At 64.1% G+C, this 15,985-nt stretch carries 13 protein-coding genes; 6 read left to right on the forward strand and 7 right to left on the reverse strand.

Annotation, left to right across the window (positions count from 1 at the left end; all coding sequences use genetic code 11):
• Positions 1-190: 190 nt before the first annotated feature.
• Positions 191-1,204, forward strand: a complete 1,014-nt coding sequence (locus AB0M56_RS33555) for a DUF3800 domain-containing protein (protein WP_364183578.1) — start codon at positions 191-193, stop codon at positions 1,202-1,204.
• 237 nt (positions 1,205-1,441) lie between these two features.
• Here the strand turns inward: AB0M56_RS33555 and AB0M56_RS33560 are convergent, their stop codons facing one another.
• Genes AB0M56_RS33560 through AB0M56_RS33570 form a run of 3 tightly spaced genes read right to left on the reverse strand, consistent with a single transcriptional unit; the run spans position 1,442 to position 7,562 of the window.
• Positions 1,442-4,867: a DEAD/DEAH box helicase family protein gene (locus AB0M56_RS33560; RefSeq protein ID WP_364183581.1), complete on the reverse strand. Its 3,426-nt coding sequence runs from the start codon at positions 4,865-4,867 to the stop codon at positions 1,442-1,444.
• Positions 4,868-4,923: 56 nt separating this feature from the next.
• Positions 4,924-6,045 carry a restriction endonuclease subunit S gene (locus AB0M56_RS33565; protein ID WP_364183583.1) on the reverse strand — a complete coding sequence of 374 codons (1,122 nt, stop codon included), beginning with the start codon at positions 6,043-6,045 and terminating at the stop codon, positions 4,924-4,926.
• Positions 6,042-7,562 (reverse strand): class I SAM-dependent DNA methyltransferase, encoded by a 1,521-nt coding sequence (locus AB0M56_RS33570; protein ID WP_364183586.1) that lies wholly within the window; start codon positions 7,560-7,562, stop codon positions 6,042-6,044. The genes AB0M56_RS33565 and AB0M56_RS33570 overlap by 4 nt, the downstream gene beginning before the upstream one ends.
• A gap of 284 nt (positions 7,563-7,846) precedes the next feature.
• Here AB0M56_RS33570 and AB0M56_RS33575 point away from each other — a divergent pair, with 284 nt between their 5' ends.
• Genes AB0M56_RS33575 through AB0M56_RS33590 form a run of 4 tightly spaced genes read left to right on the forward strand, consistent with a single transcriptional unit; the run spans position 7,847 to position 11,096 of the window.
• A complete protein-coding gene (locus AB0M56_RS33575) occupies positions 7,847-8,332 on the forward strand; it encodes a hypothetical protein (protein WP_364183588.1) in 486 nt (161 codons plus the stop codon).
• A complete protein-coding gene (locus AB0M56_RS33580; protein ID WP_364183590.1) occupies positions 8,329-8,961 on the forward strand; it encodes a DUF3558 domain-containing protein in 633 nt (210 codons plus the stop codon). The genes AB0M56_RS33575 and AB0M56_RS33580 overlap by 4 nt, the downstream gene beginning before the upstream one ends.
• Entirely contained in the window at positions 8,961-10,322 is a 1,362-nt protein-coding gene (locus AB0M56_RS33585; RefSeq protein ID WP_364183592.1) for a hypothetical protein, read from the forward strand. The genes AB0M56_RS33580 and AB0M56_RS33585 overlap by 1 nt, the downstream gene beginning before the upstream one ends.
• A 9-nt stretch (positions 10,323-10,331) precedes the next feature.
• Positions 10,332-11,096: an ESX secretion-associated protein EspG gene (locus tag AB0M56_RS33590; RefSeq protein ID WP_364183595.1), complete on the forward strand. Its 765-nt coding sequence runs from the start codon at positions 10,332-10,334 to the stop codon at positions 11,094-11,096.
• 277 nt (positions 11,097-11,373) lie between these two features.
• On the opposite strand, the gene AB0M56_RS33595 is transcribed toward AB0M56_RS33590, so the two are convergent.
• Both AB0M56_RS33595 and AB0M56_RS33600 read right to left on the reverse strand, forming a co-directional pair.
• Positions 11,374-11,772 carry a helix-turn-helix transcriptional regulator gene (locus AB0M56_RS33595; RefSeq protein WP_364183597.1) on the reverse strand — a complete coding sequence of 133 codons (399 nt, stop codon included), beginning with the start codon at positions 11,770-11,772 and terminating at the stop codon, positions 11,374-11,376.
• 232 nt (positions 11,773-12,004) lie between these two features.
• Positions 12,005-12,451: a hypothetical protein gene (locus AB0M56_RS33600; RefSeq protein ID WP_360595219.1), complete on the reverse strand. Its 447-nt coding sequence runs from the start codon at positions 12,449-12,451 to the stop codon at positions 12,005-12,007.
• Positions 12,452-12,612: 161 nt separating this feature from the next.
• Between AB0M56_RS33600 and AB0M56_RS33605 the strand changes: the two genes are divergently transcribed.
• Entirely contained in the window at positions 12,613-14,082 is a 1,470-nt protein-coding gene (locus AB0M56_RS33605; protein ID WP_364183600.1) for a helix-turn-helix transcriptional regulator, read from the forward strand.
• Here the strand turns inward: AB0M56_RS33605 and AB0M56_RS33610 are convergent.
• Both AB0M56_RS33610 and AB0M56_RS33615 read right to left on the reverse strand, forming a co-directional pair.
• Positions 14,071-14,421, reverse strand: coding sequence for a cupin domain-containing protein (locus AB0M56_RS33610; RefSeq protein ID WP_364183603.1), 351 nt, complete (start codon positions 14,419-14,421; stop codon positions 14,071-14,073). The genes AB0M56_RS33605 and AB0M56_RS33610 overlap by 12 nt on opposite strands.
• Positions 14,418-15,977: a transcriptional regulator gene (locus tag AB0M56_RS33615; protein ID WP_364183606.1), complete on the reverse strand. Its 1,560-nt coding sequence runs from the start codon at positions 15,975-15,977 to the stop codon at positions 14,418-14,420. The genes AB0M56_RS33610 and AB0M56_RS33615 overlap by 4 nt, the downstream gene beginning before the upstream one ends.
• Between the last annotated feature and the right edge of the window lie 8 nt (positions 15,978-15,985).

A 15,985-nucleotide genomic window follows, 5' to 3' on the forward strand; every position in this document is an offset into this window, starting at 1 on the left:
AGTCCTCATCATCCAGGCTTGCTGGTCTCCATCAAACCCGGTACGGAACACGCCGCGCCGCCCCGCTCGGCGAGATGTGTCCGGTCGGGCACCCCGGACGGAGCGGGCTTGTCGATTCCGCCCAGCTACGCTGACGTTGCCGGCGCGAAATAGCCTTGCACCTAGTCAGTCGGCGGCCGATTCTTACCCCATGGACGACAGCGCTCTACCTACGGTCTACTTCGACGAGTCCGGCAACGCCGGCGAAAACCTGCTCGACGAGCACCAGCCCGCCTTCACCTTGGCCAGCGTGTTCCTCGACGCAGAGGCCACCGAAAAGGTCATCGCGGCGGCGCAGGCGGAACTCCGCCCCGACGTCGGCCGCCACGAGCTGAAGTTCAGCACTCTAAGGCGGACGGCGCGAGGTCGACGTGCTATCGCCGCAGGGCTCTTCGCCATACCAGCTGAGGCGGCCAAGGTCTACGTGATTCACAAACGGTGGATGGTTGTGACAAAGTTCGTCGACCTCATCATCAAGGAGCGCACGGATCAGTACGGCGTCGATATTCACGCCACGCGGGAAGCTCCGAAAATCGCCAACCTCCTCTACCTCGGCGGGCCGAAGTTCGGTAATCCACGCGAGTTCAACCTCATGCTCGACGCCTTTGTCCGCTACGCGCGCAATCCGGGTACCGCGGAGTTGACCACGATGTTCGCAGCCGTGAACTCCTATCGGCGGACGTTGAACTCGGACAGTCGGCGAGCGATCGACTGGCTTCTGACCGACCTCGCCGAGGCGGCCAATTCTTATCGGGAGGCACGGTCAAGCGGCTGGCACGAAGACACTCTCGATCCGGCGATCCCCTGCGTCGAGTATATTTGCCGGGCCTGGTTCGCTGAGCTGGGCCGCTTCGACGTCGTCCATGACCAGTCGGGCGTTACGGACCGAAGTCTTGACCTTTTCCGGTCTGCCGACCAGTTGGACAATCCCCTGGTACCAGGAACGAAGTTGCCCACCTTTCCTGTCGACAAATTCATTTTCGCCGACAGCAAAGAAGTTCCACAGCTACAGGTTGCGGACTGGGTGGCCGGTGCGATCTGCGAGCTCGCAAAGTACGTAGTCCTCCGTCGCCCGGTCACGATCGATCCCGCCCTTCAGGACCACTTGATGGAGTGGGTAGTGGACAGCTTGTTCTCGATACACGAGGACAACTCTCCGTTCTGAGCCGACGCCGGGTCAGGCCACGTCCTTCCAAACGTAGTCCAGCCCGGTTGCGTCCCCACTACGCCGGGCAGCCCGTGGATGAGCCAGGGCACCCGGTCGATGTCACTGCGTCGCTCGACCCGGCCCGCCAGCGTCAGCCCCGACGAAACTCGCCGCGCAACGTGGTCCGGCCCGAGGGGCAAATGCTCCCGCAACAGTCGTCCGCTGGTCTTCCGCTCGCCGTTGCGCAGCCGTGCGCTACGCCGGCACGGCCGTCGCGTTCACAGCTTCGACAGTCTTGACCATGGCGTCGACTTCGTCTTCGTGGAAGAGCTCCTCGGGGCCGCCAGGGGCAATGTGGACGAACGGCGGAGCATACAGGACGTCAACGGCGATGGTGCCATTATGGGCGAGGTAGTCGATGAGTTGGTTTATGAACCGTAACTGAGCTGAGCTGAAGGTTTTTCCCCGTTGGAACTGCCCGAACGCTCCGACTGCCGCCTCACGGTCGAGACCGGTCAGGGAGCGCAGGAACAGGCCGAGGCCACCGGCTTTGGCCTCGGCGCGCCGGATTTCATCGTCGGTGCCTATGCCATAGTCGATGAAGATCCGTTCGAGTTCGGCAAGGTCGGTGGCGGTGATTTGCCGGTTACGACGGAGCTTCTGGATCGCGATGTGACTCTCGTGCGTTCGCAGGTACATTTTGAGCTTGTGCTCGAAGCGGGTCAGGTTCGTGCCGATGGCTGTGCCCTGTAGCTGCGCGACACTCAATTCGCCGAGTTCGTCGGCGAAGTCGGTGTAGACGATGTTGCGACGGGCCTTGGGGATGAGCTTGACCAGGCTGCGCAGCCGACGTCGCATCGACTCCAGCATTGGCAGCGTCACATCGACCCACCACTCGTCGCCGACTACTTCTTCGATCAGCGCTTGCTGGGCATGGACGGCCGGGATTGTGTACTGATCTTGCAGGGCCGAAGCGATCTCCTGGGCCTGCCCGCGGAGACGGTCATAACCGGCGTCGGCCCTCAACACAGCCAGCTGGAGCCGCAAGGCCAGTAGGTCGAAACGTTTGGCTTCCTCGCTGCTGTCGGAGTCACGGAACGCAGTCGGCAGGCCCGCGAGGTGGTCGACGACCTGAGCATGACTGTCCTGGGTGAGGGAAAGCCAGGCGTCCAGCCCGGAGAATTTGTCGATGTACTCCCGCTTGGGTCGGACGAGGAAGTTGTCCACGTTCATGGCCGTGACTTCCTGGTGCAGCCGCTCGGCGAGGTCCCGGCGCAGACCGGCCGTACTGGCGGTGCCATCTTCGTCGGGCGCCGCGTTCGCCTGACCGGCCTCGGAGTCGAGGCTGAGCAGGAGGTCGGCACGGCCGGCGAAGATCCGTTCAGCAAGCGATGGGCCGATTTTTCCTTCGGCTTTCATCATGCTCTGGTTGAAGAACTCGATGTTCTGGCACAGGTCGAACACCAGGAAGCCATCCTTGTCCTGGTTCGGTCCGAACAGGTCCGGGCATAGTCGGGTGCCGCGGCCGATCATCTGCCAGAACTTGGTCTTGGAACGCACCAGTTTGAAAAAGACTAGATTCACCACTTCTTTGATGTCGACTCCCGTGTCGAGCATATCGACGGAAATCGAAATGTGTGGATCCTTGTCCGGCTGGGAGAAGTCGTCGATGAGGCTTTGGGCGTTTTCTTTTCGGTAGGTGATGACCTGCGCGAAGTGGCCGGCGTATTCGGGATAGTTCACATTGAACCGCTTCGCGATGTGCTCGGCGTGATCATTGTTCGCCGCGAAGATGATGGTCTTGCCGAGCCGGTCACCGCCGGCGACCTTGACTCCGTGGGTCATCAACGTTCGCAACGCAAGATCAGCGGTGTCGTCGTTGTAGAGGTACTTGTTCAACTCCGCTGAGCTGATCTCGTCCGGGACTGCGCCGTCCTCGGCCCAGTCCAGCTCCTCCCAACGTTCCTTTTCCTCCTCGGAGAGGTCCGCGTACTTGATGCCGCCGCGCTGGAACTTCAGCGGCACCTCGACTGCCCGAGCGGGCACAAGGTACCCGTCTGCGACGGCTTCTTCGAGACTATAGACATCGGTGGGGACGCCGTCCTCCAGGTGGAAACGGCGGTAGGTGTTGCGGTCGATCTCGTCCTTCGGTGTTGCGGTCAGACCGACCAACAGGGCATCGAAGTAATCGAAGATCGCGCCATACTTTTGGTAGATCGAACGGTGTGCCTCGTCAACCACGACGAGGTCGAAGTAGCCCGGACCGAATCGGCGAGTGTCCTCGCTGCCGGTGTCGTTGATGAGGTTCATGATCGTGGGATACGTTGAAACGTAAACCCGCCCCTGGGAGTTCTTGTCCTCCAAAAGGTTCACCGGCGTCGCGCCCGGCAGGTGCTGCTTGAACGCGTTCGTGGCCTGCTTGACCAGCACCTGACGATCCGCGAGGAACAGCACCCGTTTGGCCCATTGCGCGCGCATCATCAGGTCGACCAGCGCGATGACAGTGCGAGTCTTGCCCGAACCCGTCGCCATCACCAGCAGAGCGTGCCGCCCGGCCTCCGATTCGAACCTCTCGGCGACCCGTCGGATGGCGTGCGTCTGGTAGGTGCGACCCGCGATCTCCGCGTTGATGGGTAGCTTCGCCAAGCTTTGTCGACCGGCCCGGCGCTGCACCAGCAGCTGTAGTTCGTCCTGGGTGTAGAAGCCTTGGACCTCACGGGGCGGATAGTTCAGGTCGTCCCAGAGATAGGTGTGGTAGCCGTTGGTGTAGAAGATGACCGGTCGTTGCCCAAACTCGGTTTCTAGTGCATCCGCGTACAGCTTCGCCTGATGCTGACCGACCTGCGCGTCCCGTGTCGTGCGCTTGGCCTCGACCACCGCAAGCGGCCGGCCATCGGCGCCCCACAGGACATAATCGGCCTTCCCCTTGCCGGTCTTGGACGCAGACTCCGGCAGGCCCGTGACCGGGAACTCTCGGTCCCGCGGCTGGTCCAACGGCCAGCCCGCTTCCGCCAGCAGCACATCGATGATGTGCGCGCGGGTGTCCGCCTCCTGATAGTCGTGGGTATCGACCCGCGCCTCGTTCTCCGACTTCGCGGCCTTGATCTGGGCGCGAAGCACTTGCAATTCGGCGTCCAGATCTTGATTCTTGCGCCGCTCCGCCGCGAGCGCCGCCTGTTGTTCGGCAAACTGTTCGGCTTGCTTCTGCAGCTCAGTCTGCCTAGCCACCCGAACACTCGCCGGCTCCGGCCGCGGCACCCGTTGCGGGTCGAAGGCGAGGCCGGGCTTGGGGCGATTTTCGTCATGCACGGTGTACGTCCGAACCAGCCAGTACATGACATGGAACAACTCGGACAGCACGCGCATCGCGTCGTTGACCGGCACCGGCACTCTCCGGTGGACGGCGATGTTGCCCTGGCGGCGAATGAGATCCATCTTCGTGCGGATCGCCGGACCCACAACCCGTACGAGCGTCGGCTCGTTCAACATCGCCGCCAGGTCGTCCCGGTACGGTCGCTGCAGCGAACTGTCGGCTTCGAACATCCAGGTCACCGCGAGCTCCACCGACCGCCGCGCGTAGAACACCGCCGCCCGCGGATCCACGACAGCCAACCGTTCGGCCCGCGCTACTTCACCGCACAGGTCAGGCCACTCGGCCTGGAGGAACCCGAAGTTGCTCATGCGGCGTCCTTTCTGGTTCTCTGCCGGTGCGACGGGATCGGGGTGGTCCTAGGCGGTCAGGCTGCTTCGTCAGCCCACAGCTCGCCCCGGAAAGCCCGTTGCTGAGCGGATGCGAAGAGCTGATCTAGTACCTTGAGTTGATCTCGTTGGATAGCCTTCATTCTTTCGATCGAAATCACCCGTTTGGCGAATTCATCCTGAAGGTCAGCTGGAGTGCAAGCAATTCGAATCGAACGCAATTCCTTCGCGTTTATGTTCGCCATACCAACGATCGATTTGCACATTCCAAGCAAAACTCGCTTAGCGTACTTGGTGTTCAGGAATGCGGATAGGTACTCAGGGTTTGTGGATTCGTTCACGCGAGCACGGATAAGGTACCCGGCGTATGCAAGAGGCTCGGATCTCCGGTAGATCGCAGTCTTTCCCACGAGCTCCGGGCTATTGGTACGATTAAACAAGACATCACCCTGATGAACCCGATAGCGATCGCCAACCTCGTCGGCATTCATATACTTCAGTTTGGTCATGTCAATATCACCGGTCTTAGTTATATTGTTCATGCGCAGTACAGGAATCGTTCCTGTAAGTGACGCTTTCGCACTGGTTCCATAGGACGCAGACTCCAGGAGGTCTCCAACCTGAACCAAAGGCCACTCTCTGGGATTGCTTGCGGGGTCTCCGAACATGTCCAGGAAGATGGACTGAGCGAGGTCATCGAGGAGAGCGATAGCCTCGCGACGCTTAGCGCGCAGCGCGTCCACCTGATCCAACATCTGCGCGATCCGGCGCTGCTCCTCGACGGGAGGAACAAGTAGCTTCCTCCGGTATGCATCGTCCCGACTCAGTCCAGGTATCGCCGCGGCCCGGTTCAAATCTTTAAGGCCAAGACCCGCTAGACGCCAAGAAAGCCACTTTAGGTCGCATTTGGTGGAATTTTCGTCGACATAGTATGTTGTATCAATGGGCCAGCACGGGTCAACTGAGTAATGTACTTCTCCAAAAGATCCCTTGCGGCCAATGATTACGGCAGCCCCGCTCGTTAGGGCTGATTCATGATTGCCCACTTGCCCATTTGACCCGTAAACCTTATAAGGTCCAGGATTGCGCGAAACGGCAGGAAGACTCTTTCCGTATTTGAATTCGCAAATATCTCCCAGTGGGACAACTTGATCATTCATCCCAGCATGCCCTTCAGGTCGCTCATACCTTGCTGGATCTCGGCTTCGATGCGGGCGAGGTCCTCCAAGATCTCGAGGGGCGGGCGGTGTTCGACTTCCTCGTGGACGATTTCCTTGTAGCGGTTGAGGCTGAGGTCGTAGCCCTGCGCGGCGATGTCGTCTTTGGGCACGCAGAAGCTTTGCTCGGTTCGCGTTCGCTGCTGCTCGCTGCCGTTGCGGAGGTTCCAGCGGCACAGGACATCGGGCAGGTTGTTCTTCTCATGCTCATCGTCGTTAAGCGCGCCGAAAGCGGGTACGGCACCAAGCTTGTCCTCGTCCAGCAGAGGGTTGCGCTTGTCGTCGAGGCTGAAGCCGTCGGCAGTGACTTCGTAGAACCACACCTGGTCGGTGCCACCGACGCCGGTCTTAGTGAAGAATAGGATCGCCGTCGAGACTCCTGCATACGGCTTGAAGACTCCGCTCGGCAGCTTGACCACGGCGTCGAGTTTGTGGTCCTCGACCAGAGTCTTCCGCAGCTTCTTGTGTGCCGTGGTGGAGCCGAACAGGACGCCATCCGGCACGATCACTGCGGCGCGGCCACCGGGCTTGAGCAGGCGCAGAAACAGAGCGAGGAACAGTAGTTCGGTCTTCTTCGTCTTGACGACCTGCTGCAGGTCTTTTGCGGTGGACTCGTAGTCCAGGCTGCCGGCGAACGGCGGATTGGCCAGGATCAGCGAGTAGCGTTCCGCCTCGTCGGCGGCGCTTTCGGCGAGGGAGTCGCGGTAGCGGATGTCGGGGTTTCCGACATCGTGCTGAAGCATGTTCATCGAGCCGATTCGCAGCATCGTGCTGTCGAAGTCGAATCCGTGGAACATGCTGTTGTTGAAGTGTTCGCGCTGCTTGGGTGTGAGCAAGGCGTCCTTGTGGGTGTGGCTGACGTACTCGGCGGCGGACACGAGAAAGCCAGCCGTGCCGCATGCCGGGTCGCAGATCTCATCCTTCGGCCCGGGCGCGGTCATCTCCACCATCAGCCGGATGATGTGCCGGGGTGTCCGGAACTGCCCGTTTTGACCGGACGTGGCGATCTTGCCGAGCATGTACTCGTACAGGTCGCCCTTGACGTCCAGCTCACCGAATCGGATCTCATCGAGCAGGTCTACGACCTTGACCAGCAGGTTCGATGTGGTGATCGTGAACCGCGCGTCCTTCATGTGATGGGCATAGGTCGAGTCGTCACCGCCAAGGGTGCGCAGCCACGGGAACACGCGGTCACGCACGAGGGTAAGCATGTCGTCTGCCGCCTGGTCGCGGAACCGGGACCAGCGCAGCATCTCGGTGTCTGCGGTGTAGATCGGGTTCTCGATCGGCTGCTTCAGTCGGTTGGACTTGTGCTCCTTAGCCGTCTGTAGGTCATCGAGACGGCGGATGAACATCAGGTACGTGATCTGCTCGATCACTTCCAACGGGTTCGAGATGCCACCTGACCAGAAGGCGTCCCAGACGCGATCGATCTTGCTTCTGAGCTCACCCGTGATCAACGCTCACACCCCTGTCCGCAGAACTCACGCCTATGTCGCCTAGCGTATGCCGTCCGTTACACCCCGGCTGCAGGAGTGTGGCACGGTCAGGCGAACGGTAACCTAGGCCACCGACTTGTTGCGGGGGCACGCTGCGAAACAGGTCGCGGTATGACGGGCCAGCCAGCACATGTTGCACGGTTTGACCACCCCGCCGTGAGTGATCGGTTACTGTGACGTGCGGAGTTGCCATCGGATGGGCGGCTCCGACGCGTGGCTGACGTGTGTCAAACGAGGGGTGCACCATGGCGCAACAGGCGCCTGCGGCAGGCAGCTGGCTAGCAGGGCTGGACTTCAATATCACTGACGCTTTCGGCGCGGCGACAGCCGCAGGGTCCGCGGTAGGCGGTGGAGCTGGTGCCGGCGGGGCTGCGGTGTCGAGCGGTCAGGGGTTCACTCTCAGTCGCGATGAGGCGACTGCCATGCTCAAGGACGCGCAGGGCATTCGCGACGATCTCGCGAAGATGATCCCGGTCGCGGAGCGGTTGACACACCTGAGTCCACCTGCAGCCGACCCAGCAAGCAACGGCTACAACACCCTCCTGACCGGATCAGGCGGACAGGTCGGCGCGTTCGGATACGGTCTCGGACACGTTCAGCGTGAGCACGACTACGTCGGAGAGCTGATCAGCCGGTTGGAAAAGGCTCTGGGCATCACGCAGGACTCTGATAGCAATGCCACCACAGACGTGAACAAGGCCGCAAACAGCGGCGGAGGGATGATCGGATGAATTCGCGGAACTTCGTCGTGGCCTGCGGTTCCGTCGTTGCCGCGGTGGTGGTGGCGGGTTGCAGTTCGGGAACTCCTAATCCGAACACAAGTCCCTCGCCGAGTGCACCCGCTGATTCTGCGCAGAATGTGTCGCTGCCGTATGCCGGTGCACCGAAGGTCTCGAACCCGTTGCAGTCGTCGCTTCTGGGTGCCCAGCCATGCCAGGAAGGTCTGACGTCGAGTCAGCTGACCGACGTTCTCGGCAAGGTCGTGGCGGGCTCGCCCACCACGACGGCCGGCCTCGGGGTGAGCTGCACCTGGACGAACAGTGAAAAAGGTTCATCCGTCGATGTCGCGTACGACACCGCCACGAATGATGGCTTGAGCAGCTGGTACCAGAACACCAAGCCGAAGGCTGTGGTTTGGCAGCCGACTCACGTGCAGGGCTTTCCGGCGGTCGCGCACGTAACGAACGGTGGTGCACCCGACGAGTTCTGCCAGGTCACGATCGGCATCAACGACCAGCGAACGATTGATGTGTCGGTCGGCCTCGGCCCCGCGAAAAAGGGCAAGCTCAACCCGTGTCAGGCGGCCGAGCAGGTCGCCGACATGGTGATGACGAACCTTAGGCAGAAGGCCGGTTCGTAATGGGGTTCTTCGGTTGGGTAGGTGACACCGCCAAGGCGGTCGGGGACGGCCTTGAAGACGCGGCTGACTGGGCTGGTGACCGGCTCAGCGATGTGGGCAACTGGTTCGGCGACCTCTACCACGGGAATCTCGGCGAACAGACCGTTCCGGCTTCCGACCTGGTGCAGATGGTCATGGCGAGTAAAGGCGCGCCAGTGTGGCACGATGGCAGCGCGCAGGCGTCGCAATTGGCGCAGCAGCACGCGGAAATGAGCGGTCGCGTGCAGCAGCTGAGTTCGAATCTGGAATCGGTGTGGACCGGAAGCGGCGCCGACGCAGCGCAGGCTCGAATCAGACCGCTTGCGGACGTATCCCAATCGGCGTCCGAGACATTCACGTCCAACTCGCAGAACGTCAGCGACCTGGCGCATGGGTTCGACGAGATGAAGTCCTCGTTGCAGCCAATGCCGGCGAATCCTCCGCAAAAGAACTTCTTCGACGAGGCAGCCTGGTGGCAGACCGACACGGAGAAGCAGATCCAGGACTACAACAACATCAGTCAACAGAACCTCCAGAAATACCAGGGGTACGCGGCCCACGCGCAGACCGCCGGTCAGGGACTGAAGAGCGATTACGGACAGCTGGCGGACTTCGGCGGCGGGAACGTCACGATCGGCTCGGGGCACCCTGTCCCCGGCCAGCGATCTGGGCCGAACTCCCACGACACGACCGCCAGCGGCCCGGGCAGCTCTGCTGGCTACCAGCCCTCGACCGGTGGCTCGTCGCCGACGTTCACGCAGGGGCAGGGTCCGACGGTCCCAGTAACCAACAGGCCTGGCGCGACCACGCCCGTTGGTTTCCAGCCCGGCAGCGGGCCGGGTGACGGGACGACGACCTCGGGGTGGACTCCGCCATCCACGAATCCGACTGGCGGGCCGAGCTGGACGCCGCCGTCGTCGGTGCCGCCCGGCGGCGGCAACTCGTGGTCGCCGGGTGGCATCGGCGGGTTCGGCCCGACCGGCGGGTTTGGTGGTGGCGGTTTCGGCGGTGGTGAATCGGGCGGCGTGAGCGGTGTTGGCCGCGCGGGCGGCTCTGCCGGCCGGCTGGGCGCCGGTTCCGGCGCCGGTGCTGGTGCGGAGGAATCGGTGGGGCGTGGAGGGGCGGGTGCGGGGGCGCGCGGTGCCGCCGGCGGTCGGGGTTCGTCCGGGATGGGCGGCATGGGTGGTGCCGGTAAGGGCGGCAAGGGCGAGGAGGACAAGGAGCACCAGCGCAAATACGTGCTGGAGGACGACTCCGCGTTCGACATCGTCGACGACGAGGACGGCCGGCTGCGCGACCCGCTGACCGGGCTCCCGCCGACCCCACCGACAATCGGCGGCTGAGGCACGACGATGACGATCATCGACAAGCCGGTCCGGATGCCGCGATCGGCGTTCTTCGTCGCGTGGAAGCTGGCCGAGCTGGGCGAACTCCCGACTGTGGTCGACCCGGACGACAGCTATTCGACAGCTGAGTTCGCCCAGGAACTCAGCAGGCGCTCGCTGTCCCGGTTCACCGCGCTGCGGCTGGCCACATCTGACGGTCGACTCGCCCCGGAATTCCGAGCAACGCTCGTGCTGCTGGCTGCGCCGGAGCGGGAGTTCTACTCGTGGACCGCGTTCGGAACCCACCCGGATGACAATGGCGCGGTCCTCGTGGCCGCGGCCGGCCCGGACGCGGTGCGGCTGATCACCGACAACCGGTCGATCCAGCTCGACCGGATCCGGCCGCGTGGCATGGCGGCCAGCCTGGTGGACACCTTGCCGGGGTGCGCGCCCGCCCGCATCCAGCAGCTGAGGGTGCCGACTGCCTACCTCGAAGGCACGGATGCTGATCCGATGTCGGAGCTGTCCGGAGTGGCCGACGAGATGCGGTACCTGATGCGCGCCAAGCGCGTAGCGGTGCACAAGCTCTACTCCGCGATCCGCGACGGGGACGGCGACCGAGTCCGCAGCACCCCGTTGACCGTGTACGACCTGGCCACCACGGGCCGGGTCCTGGCTTTCACCAGCGACACGGACGACGGTGAGCTGGAAGCCAACATGTGCACGGGCAGCCGTACCAACCTGATCGACGCGCTCAACCTCACCCACGACGGCCTCGCCGTAGCCCGGTAAAGCCGGTATCCGGCCGGCGCAGTCAACCTGCGCCGGCCGGGCCGACTCGGCCGTTCCGCTCGGATGGTCGCGAGGGGTGCGACGCCGGAACAGCCAAGACTCAGCGCCCGTCACCGGGCCGTAGTGGCGGTCTCCCGTCCCGTGCGATCTTGGCTATCGCAGTCCGAGATAGCCGTCACGGCCGTCACACGGCTTGTGACGGCAACGAATGCCGGTTGACCTGCGAGAACGCTCGCGTGACGGCTGTGACAGCTCGGCTGGGGTCCCGTCACAGTCGTCACGAACAGCCGCCTTCAGGCGGTTTAGCGCATCGGGCCACACCCGTCACAGCACACCGGATGGGCGGAGCGCGCCGCGCAGTGACGAGTTCGGCGGCTGTGTTCGCGACAGAGCGCAGCGCGGTCACGTCCTCGGTCATCCCGTCGAGTCCGCGCGGTGTCAAACGGAGCACCAGGCTTGCTCTCTCGAACCGGGTCTCCACGTATCCGGCGGCGCGCAAGGTCATCAGGTGGGGCGCGAGACTCCGCCCATCCACGCCCAGAGCGGTCCCGGCCACGACAGCCCTGCGCCAGCGCATGTCCACCAGTTGGCACAGTACGAACAGCCGCGCCGGCAGGAGCAGCAGCGGGTCCAGCTCACGTTGAAACGCCGGTGCGATCGGCGGGCTCGGCGTCATCGCTCGATCGCCTCCCGGTCGGCGTCGCTGGAGGTGGGTGCGAGGCGGAGGCAGGTCACGCACGGCATCCCGACCGGGCGTTCCAACAACTCAAGCTCGCTCCGGCCGAACGTCACGCCGCAATACGCCGTCAGCCGTTCAGGCGCCGAACCCCCTGCTGGGAGCGGGAAGACGTGGACGACGCGGCGGGATTCGCCGACCGTGCCGGACAGCGGGCGCGCTATGAAGACCGTCATCGGGTCGGCCGCCGGTGATGGTGGTCGGCGGGAACGGGCGCGCTCGGGGTGCTGCCCGTCCCCGCCGACGTGGTGGTCCGGCTGTCCTGCTCGGGAATGAGCCGCACGCGTTGAGGCGGGCGCGGCAGCAGGACAGCCGGAGTCTGGAGACGGCCGAAGACGCGACGCCAGCACGACGGCTTGCGATGGGACGCGGGTTCGGCCGACGGCGGGGCCGTGCGGAGCCAGACCAGCGACTTGCAGGTAGCGCACGGCCGGCCAGGAGGCGTCAGGCAGGAGTGAAACAGCACATTGCGGCCGCAGAGCGTGTGGTAGCGGCCTTCCTGACGCGCGATGCCATCGGCCAGAGCCTCGTCGGTGACGGCGTGGTCCAGGTTGTCTGCCACGCAACGGTGCCAGGTCACGTACAAGCGCGAGCCGTGTTCGCCGCTGGTCACATCCACCCCCTGGTCTTTGGATCTGTTGAAATCATCCAATCCGGAGAGTTGGGCGTGGCCCAGAGCGGAAACGTTGATGTTTCGCGGCGGGAATGCGGCACTTGGAGCCTTTACCTGCAATGACAGCTGATACGCTCTGATCGCGTCAACCGGGATGAGGTGGTCGAGTGGTCAGCGTTCGTCGACGCAAGGAGCTTGTTTCAGCGCGTAAGGCGGCCGGGCTGACTCAGGAGAACCTTGCCGAGGTGATGGGCGTCGACCGCACGACGGTCATCCGGTGGGAAGCTGGCGACTACGCGCCCCTGCCGTACCAGTGGCCGAAGCTGGCCAAGGTTCTCGGCCGCACCGCGGACGAGCTGCGCGAGCTGATCCACCTGCGGACGCTGGATGGGACGGCGGAGCTTGGCTCGGCGCTTGAGCCTGCGTTCGGCTGGCTGGATCGGCACGCTGGGTGGTCTCCCGGAACTGCACGCGGACGCGTGGTAACCGCCGCGCCGGTGAAGCCGCATTCCGACGCGCCGGCCGGTCGGAGTCGTGTTGCAGCCGCCTTGGCGAACTATTACCGCGACTCGGTTCCCGGGCATGTGCTGTATGCCGCGCGCTGCGGACAGGTTGACGTCGCGACCAGCGTCCTGACCCGGCCGGACTGGCTGGACCTTGCTTGCCCGTTGACGGCCGTGAACGACCGGATTGTGTTTTCTGCCAACGAGAATGCGGCACGTGAGCCGGTCGACGAAGTCGGGGCGGTTCGGCGGCTGGCCGAAGCCGCGGCCGACGACGTGCGCATCGCGGACGTGCCGCTGTATCGGCTCACGGACGTGCAGATCCGACCGGAAATGGTCGGCGGCGACGTCCAGGTGGTGCCGTTCGTCGAGTACGCCCTGAGTGTGGATCTTCTCGAACGGGAGCTACACGATAGCCGCGCGGTACAACCGGGTCGGACGCCGCTCCGGGACCGGTACCTGCCGGATCTTCAGGCCGTGCTCGACCTTCCGGGACGGCTTTGCGCTGGTGGCGTGCTCGCGTTGACGGCGATCGCACGGCCCGCCGATCCGTTCCGCGGTGAAGCGGACTACCTCTTGCTGGTGCAGGAGCGCTCGCGGCACGTGGTGAACGCGGCTCGCAGGCTGGCCGTCATCCCGAAGAGCTTCCACGGGCCGCTCTCCGATCAACGCGCCGACGCGCGGATCGGCGCCACGCTGCGCCGCGAGCTGGAAGAAGAGCTGTTCGGCAGGGGCGACGTCGACCGGACAACCGGCGTCCAGCGGGCCGCCGATCCCATGCACCCGGCCCGGCTCTCGGCGCCGATGCGGTGGTTGACCGAACGGCCCGGCCGGTTGCGGATGGAGTGCACTGGGTTCGGGTTCAACCTGGTCAGCGGGAACTACGAGTTCGCCAGCCTGGTCGTGATCGAAGATGAGGAGTTCTGGCCGCGGTTCGGCGGTGACGTCGAAGCGAACTGGGAGGCCGCCGGGCTGCGGCAGTACTCGACTCTCGACGGAGACCTGATCACCGAACTGATCGGTGACGAAACCTGGAGTAATGAGGGATTGTTCGCATTTCTCCAGGGCCTGCGTCGACTCTCCGAGATCGGCGGTGGGCGGGCGAGGATTCCCGCAGTCGAATTAGGTCGCTGACGGCCAGCGGACCGTCAAGACAAGCGAATCCGCCAACGCTTCCCAGGAATGGTCGATTCCCGGGCCCCACATGAGGTAGTCGCCCGGCCGGTTCATGACCTTGCTCCCGCCGGTGACTTCCACTCGGAACTCACCTGAGACGAGCATCACCAGCGTGGTTCGCTGGTCGTCTGAGGTCCACTCGGGACGCTTGTCGCCCGCAGGATGGTTGGCCCACTTGACTTCCACGTCTTTCGACGAGCGAACGCCCTGTGACGGATCAATGAAGTGGCCGACCAGCCAGCCGCGTGTGTCCGCCGCATCTTCGTTGGCGTTGCCGGCGGTCCAACCGTCAGTCACTGGCTGATCTCCCATTCAATCGCGGGTAGTTTCACGCGCTCTCCGCCGATTTCCGCAAGGCGCCTGAGCCCTTGCGACATGGCGAACAATCCTTCGTTGCTCCACGCTACATCACCCAGCAACTCGGTGACGAGCTCGTCATCGGTAGTCGAATACTGACGAAGAGTCGCGGATTCCCAGTTTGCTTCGACCACTCCTCCGTAGCGTGCCCAAAACTCTTCGTCGTCGATGACAATCAGGCTGGCGAACTCGTAGTTTCCGCTGACGAGGTTCAGGCCGAACCCCGTGCACTCCATCCGCAGCCGGCCGGGCTGCGCCATGAGCCAGCTCATCGGCTCGGTGAGCTTGGTTGGGTGCAGCGGATCGGCCGCCAGCGTGTCACCCAGGGTGTTGTCGATGTCTGGCCGGCCGAACAGCTCTTCTTCCATCTCACGGCGGAGTGTCATGCCCACCTGCGCGTCGCGGCGGACGTCGGTCAGCGGCTGGTGGAAGCCCTTCGGTATCACCGCGAGCCGGCGCGCCGCGTTCAGCACGTTGCCGGACCGCTCTTGGACCAGCAGCAAGTAGTCCGCTTCTCCGCGGTACGGGTCGGCGGGCCGGGCGATCGCCGTCAGCGCGAGGACGCCGCCCGCGCAAAGCCGCTCGCCGACATCGAGCACCGAGCGCAGGTCCGGCAGGTAACGGTCCCTGAGCGGCATGGCTGCCGAGCCCGCGGCCACCGCGTCGACCAGTTCACCTTCGAGAAGGTCGGCCGTCAGCGCGTAGTGCACGAACTGGGACACGCCGAACGTGCCGCGAAGCTGGTGTTCACGGATGTCCGTGCTCGTGAGCCGGTAGATCGGGCTGTCCGTGAGCCGGGTGTTCATGGACAGCGTCTCGGCGAGTCGCTGAACAGCGCGGTCGGCGGCGCGGTCGTCCAGGTCTAGGTCGGCTTCCGGCTGTGCGCTCGGCACCTGGAGCCGGTCATACGGCGGACGAAGCTCGCAATCCAGGTCGAGCCAGTCTGCGCAGGTCAGAACGCTGGTGTTCATGGCGAGATCACCGCATTGCGCCGTGTACAGGCCGTGATCGTCGAGCCGGCTGCCGTAGTAAGTGGTCAGCGCGGCCGCGACGTCGCGTTGGCTGACCCAACCACGCCGCGTCCCACGGTCTTGAAGCTCTTGGGCGTCGATGCGGGCGAGACGATCGGCAACAGCGCGACGCGCGGTACCCGGCGTCCAGTGCGCGTGACGGTCGAGCCACTCCAGTGCGGCGCCGATGTGAGGGTCGGCGTCCAGGCGTTCATCGGCCTCGCTCGACGCGGCCGGCGAGGCGCTGGCCGGTGCGTCGCCGGTCAAGGCGCCGAACCGGTCGCGCTCGGCGTCCGACGCCTGCGCCAACGCCGTGTCCAAGACCTGTTGCATGTCTGACTGCGGTCGAAGATTCGGTTTCTTGTGCCACGACCCGACCGTGCGCGCGCTGATTCCCAGGCGTTCTGCGAAGCGTTCTTGACTCAGCCGTAATGCCGATTGCAATGCCGTCGCCGTGCGTCCCGTCCATCCCCCGGCCGGATTCATTGCGCTCC

This window comes from Amycolatopsis sp. NPDC051372, assembly GCF_040682095.1.
Lineage (GTDB): Bacteria > Actinomycetota > Actinomycetes > Mycobacteriales > Pseudonocardiaceae > Amycolatopsis.

What these genes read in the sequence shown, in the direction of transcription:
- AB0M56_RS33595 (WP_364183597.1), bottom strand. Translation starts at nt 11,772, where the DNA reads ATGACGCCGAGCCCGCCGATCGCACCGGCGTTTCAACGTGAGCTGGAC.
- AB0M56_RS33565 (WP_364183583.1), bottom strand. Translation starts at nt 6,045, where the DNA reads ATGAATGATCAAGTTGTCCCACTGGGAGATATTTGCGAATTCAAATAC.
- AB0M56_RS33615 (WP_364183606.1), bottom strand. Translation starts at nt 15,977, where the DNA reads ATGAATCCGGCCGGGGGATGGACGGGACGCACGGCGACGGCATTGCAA.
- AB0M56_RS33555 (WP_364183578.1), top strand. Translation starts at nt 191, where the DNA reads ATGGACGACAGCGCTCTACCTACGGTCTACTTCGACGAGTCCGGCAAC.
- AB0M56_RS33585 (WP_364183592.1), top strand. Translation starts at nt 8,961, where the DNA reads ATGGGGTTCTTCGGTTGGGTAGGTGACACCGCCAAGGCGGTCGGGGAC.
- AB0M56_RS33560 (WP_364183581.1), bottom strand. Translation starts at nt 4,867, where the DNA reads ATGAGCAACTTCGGGTTCCTCCAGGCCGAGTGGCCTGACCTGTGCGGT.
- AB0M56_RS33580 (WP_364183590.1), top strand. Translation starts at nt 8,329, where the DNA reads ATGAATTCGCGGAACTTCGTCGTGGCCTGCGGTTCCGTCGTTGCCGCG.
- AB0M56_RS33575 (WP_364183588.1), top strand. Translation starts at nt 7,847, where the DNA reads ATGGCGCAACAGGCGCCTGCGGCAGGCAGCTGGCTAGCAGGGCTGGAC.
- AB0M56_RS33590 (WP_364183595.1), top strand. Translation starts at nt 10,332, where the DNA reads ATGACGATCATCGACAAGCCGGTCCGGATGCCGCGATCGGCGTTCTTC.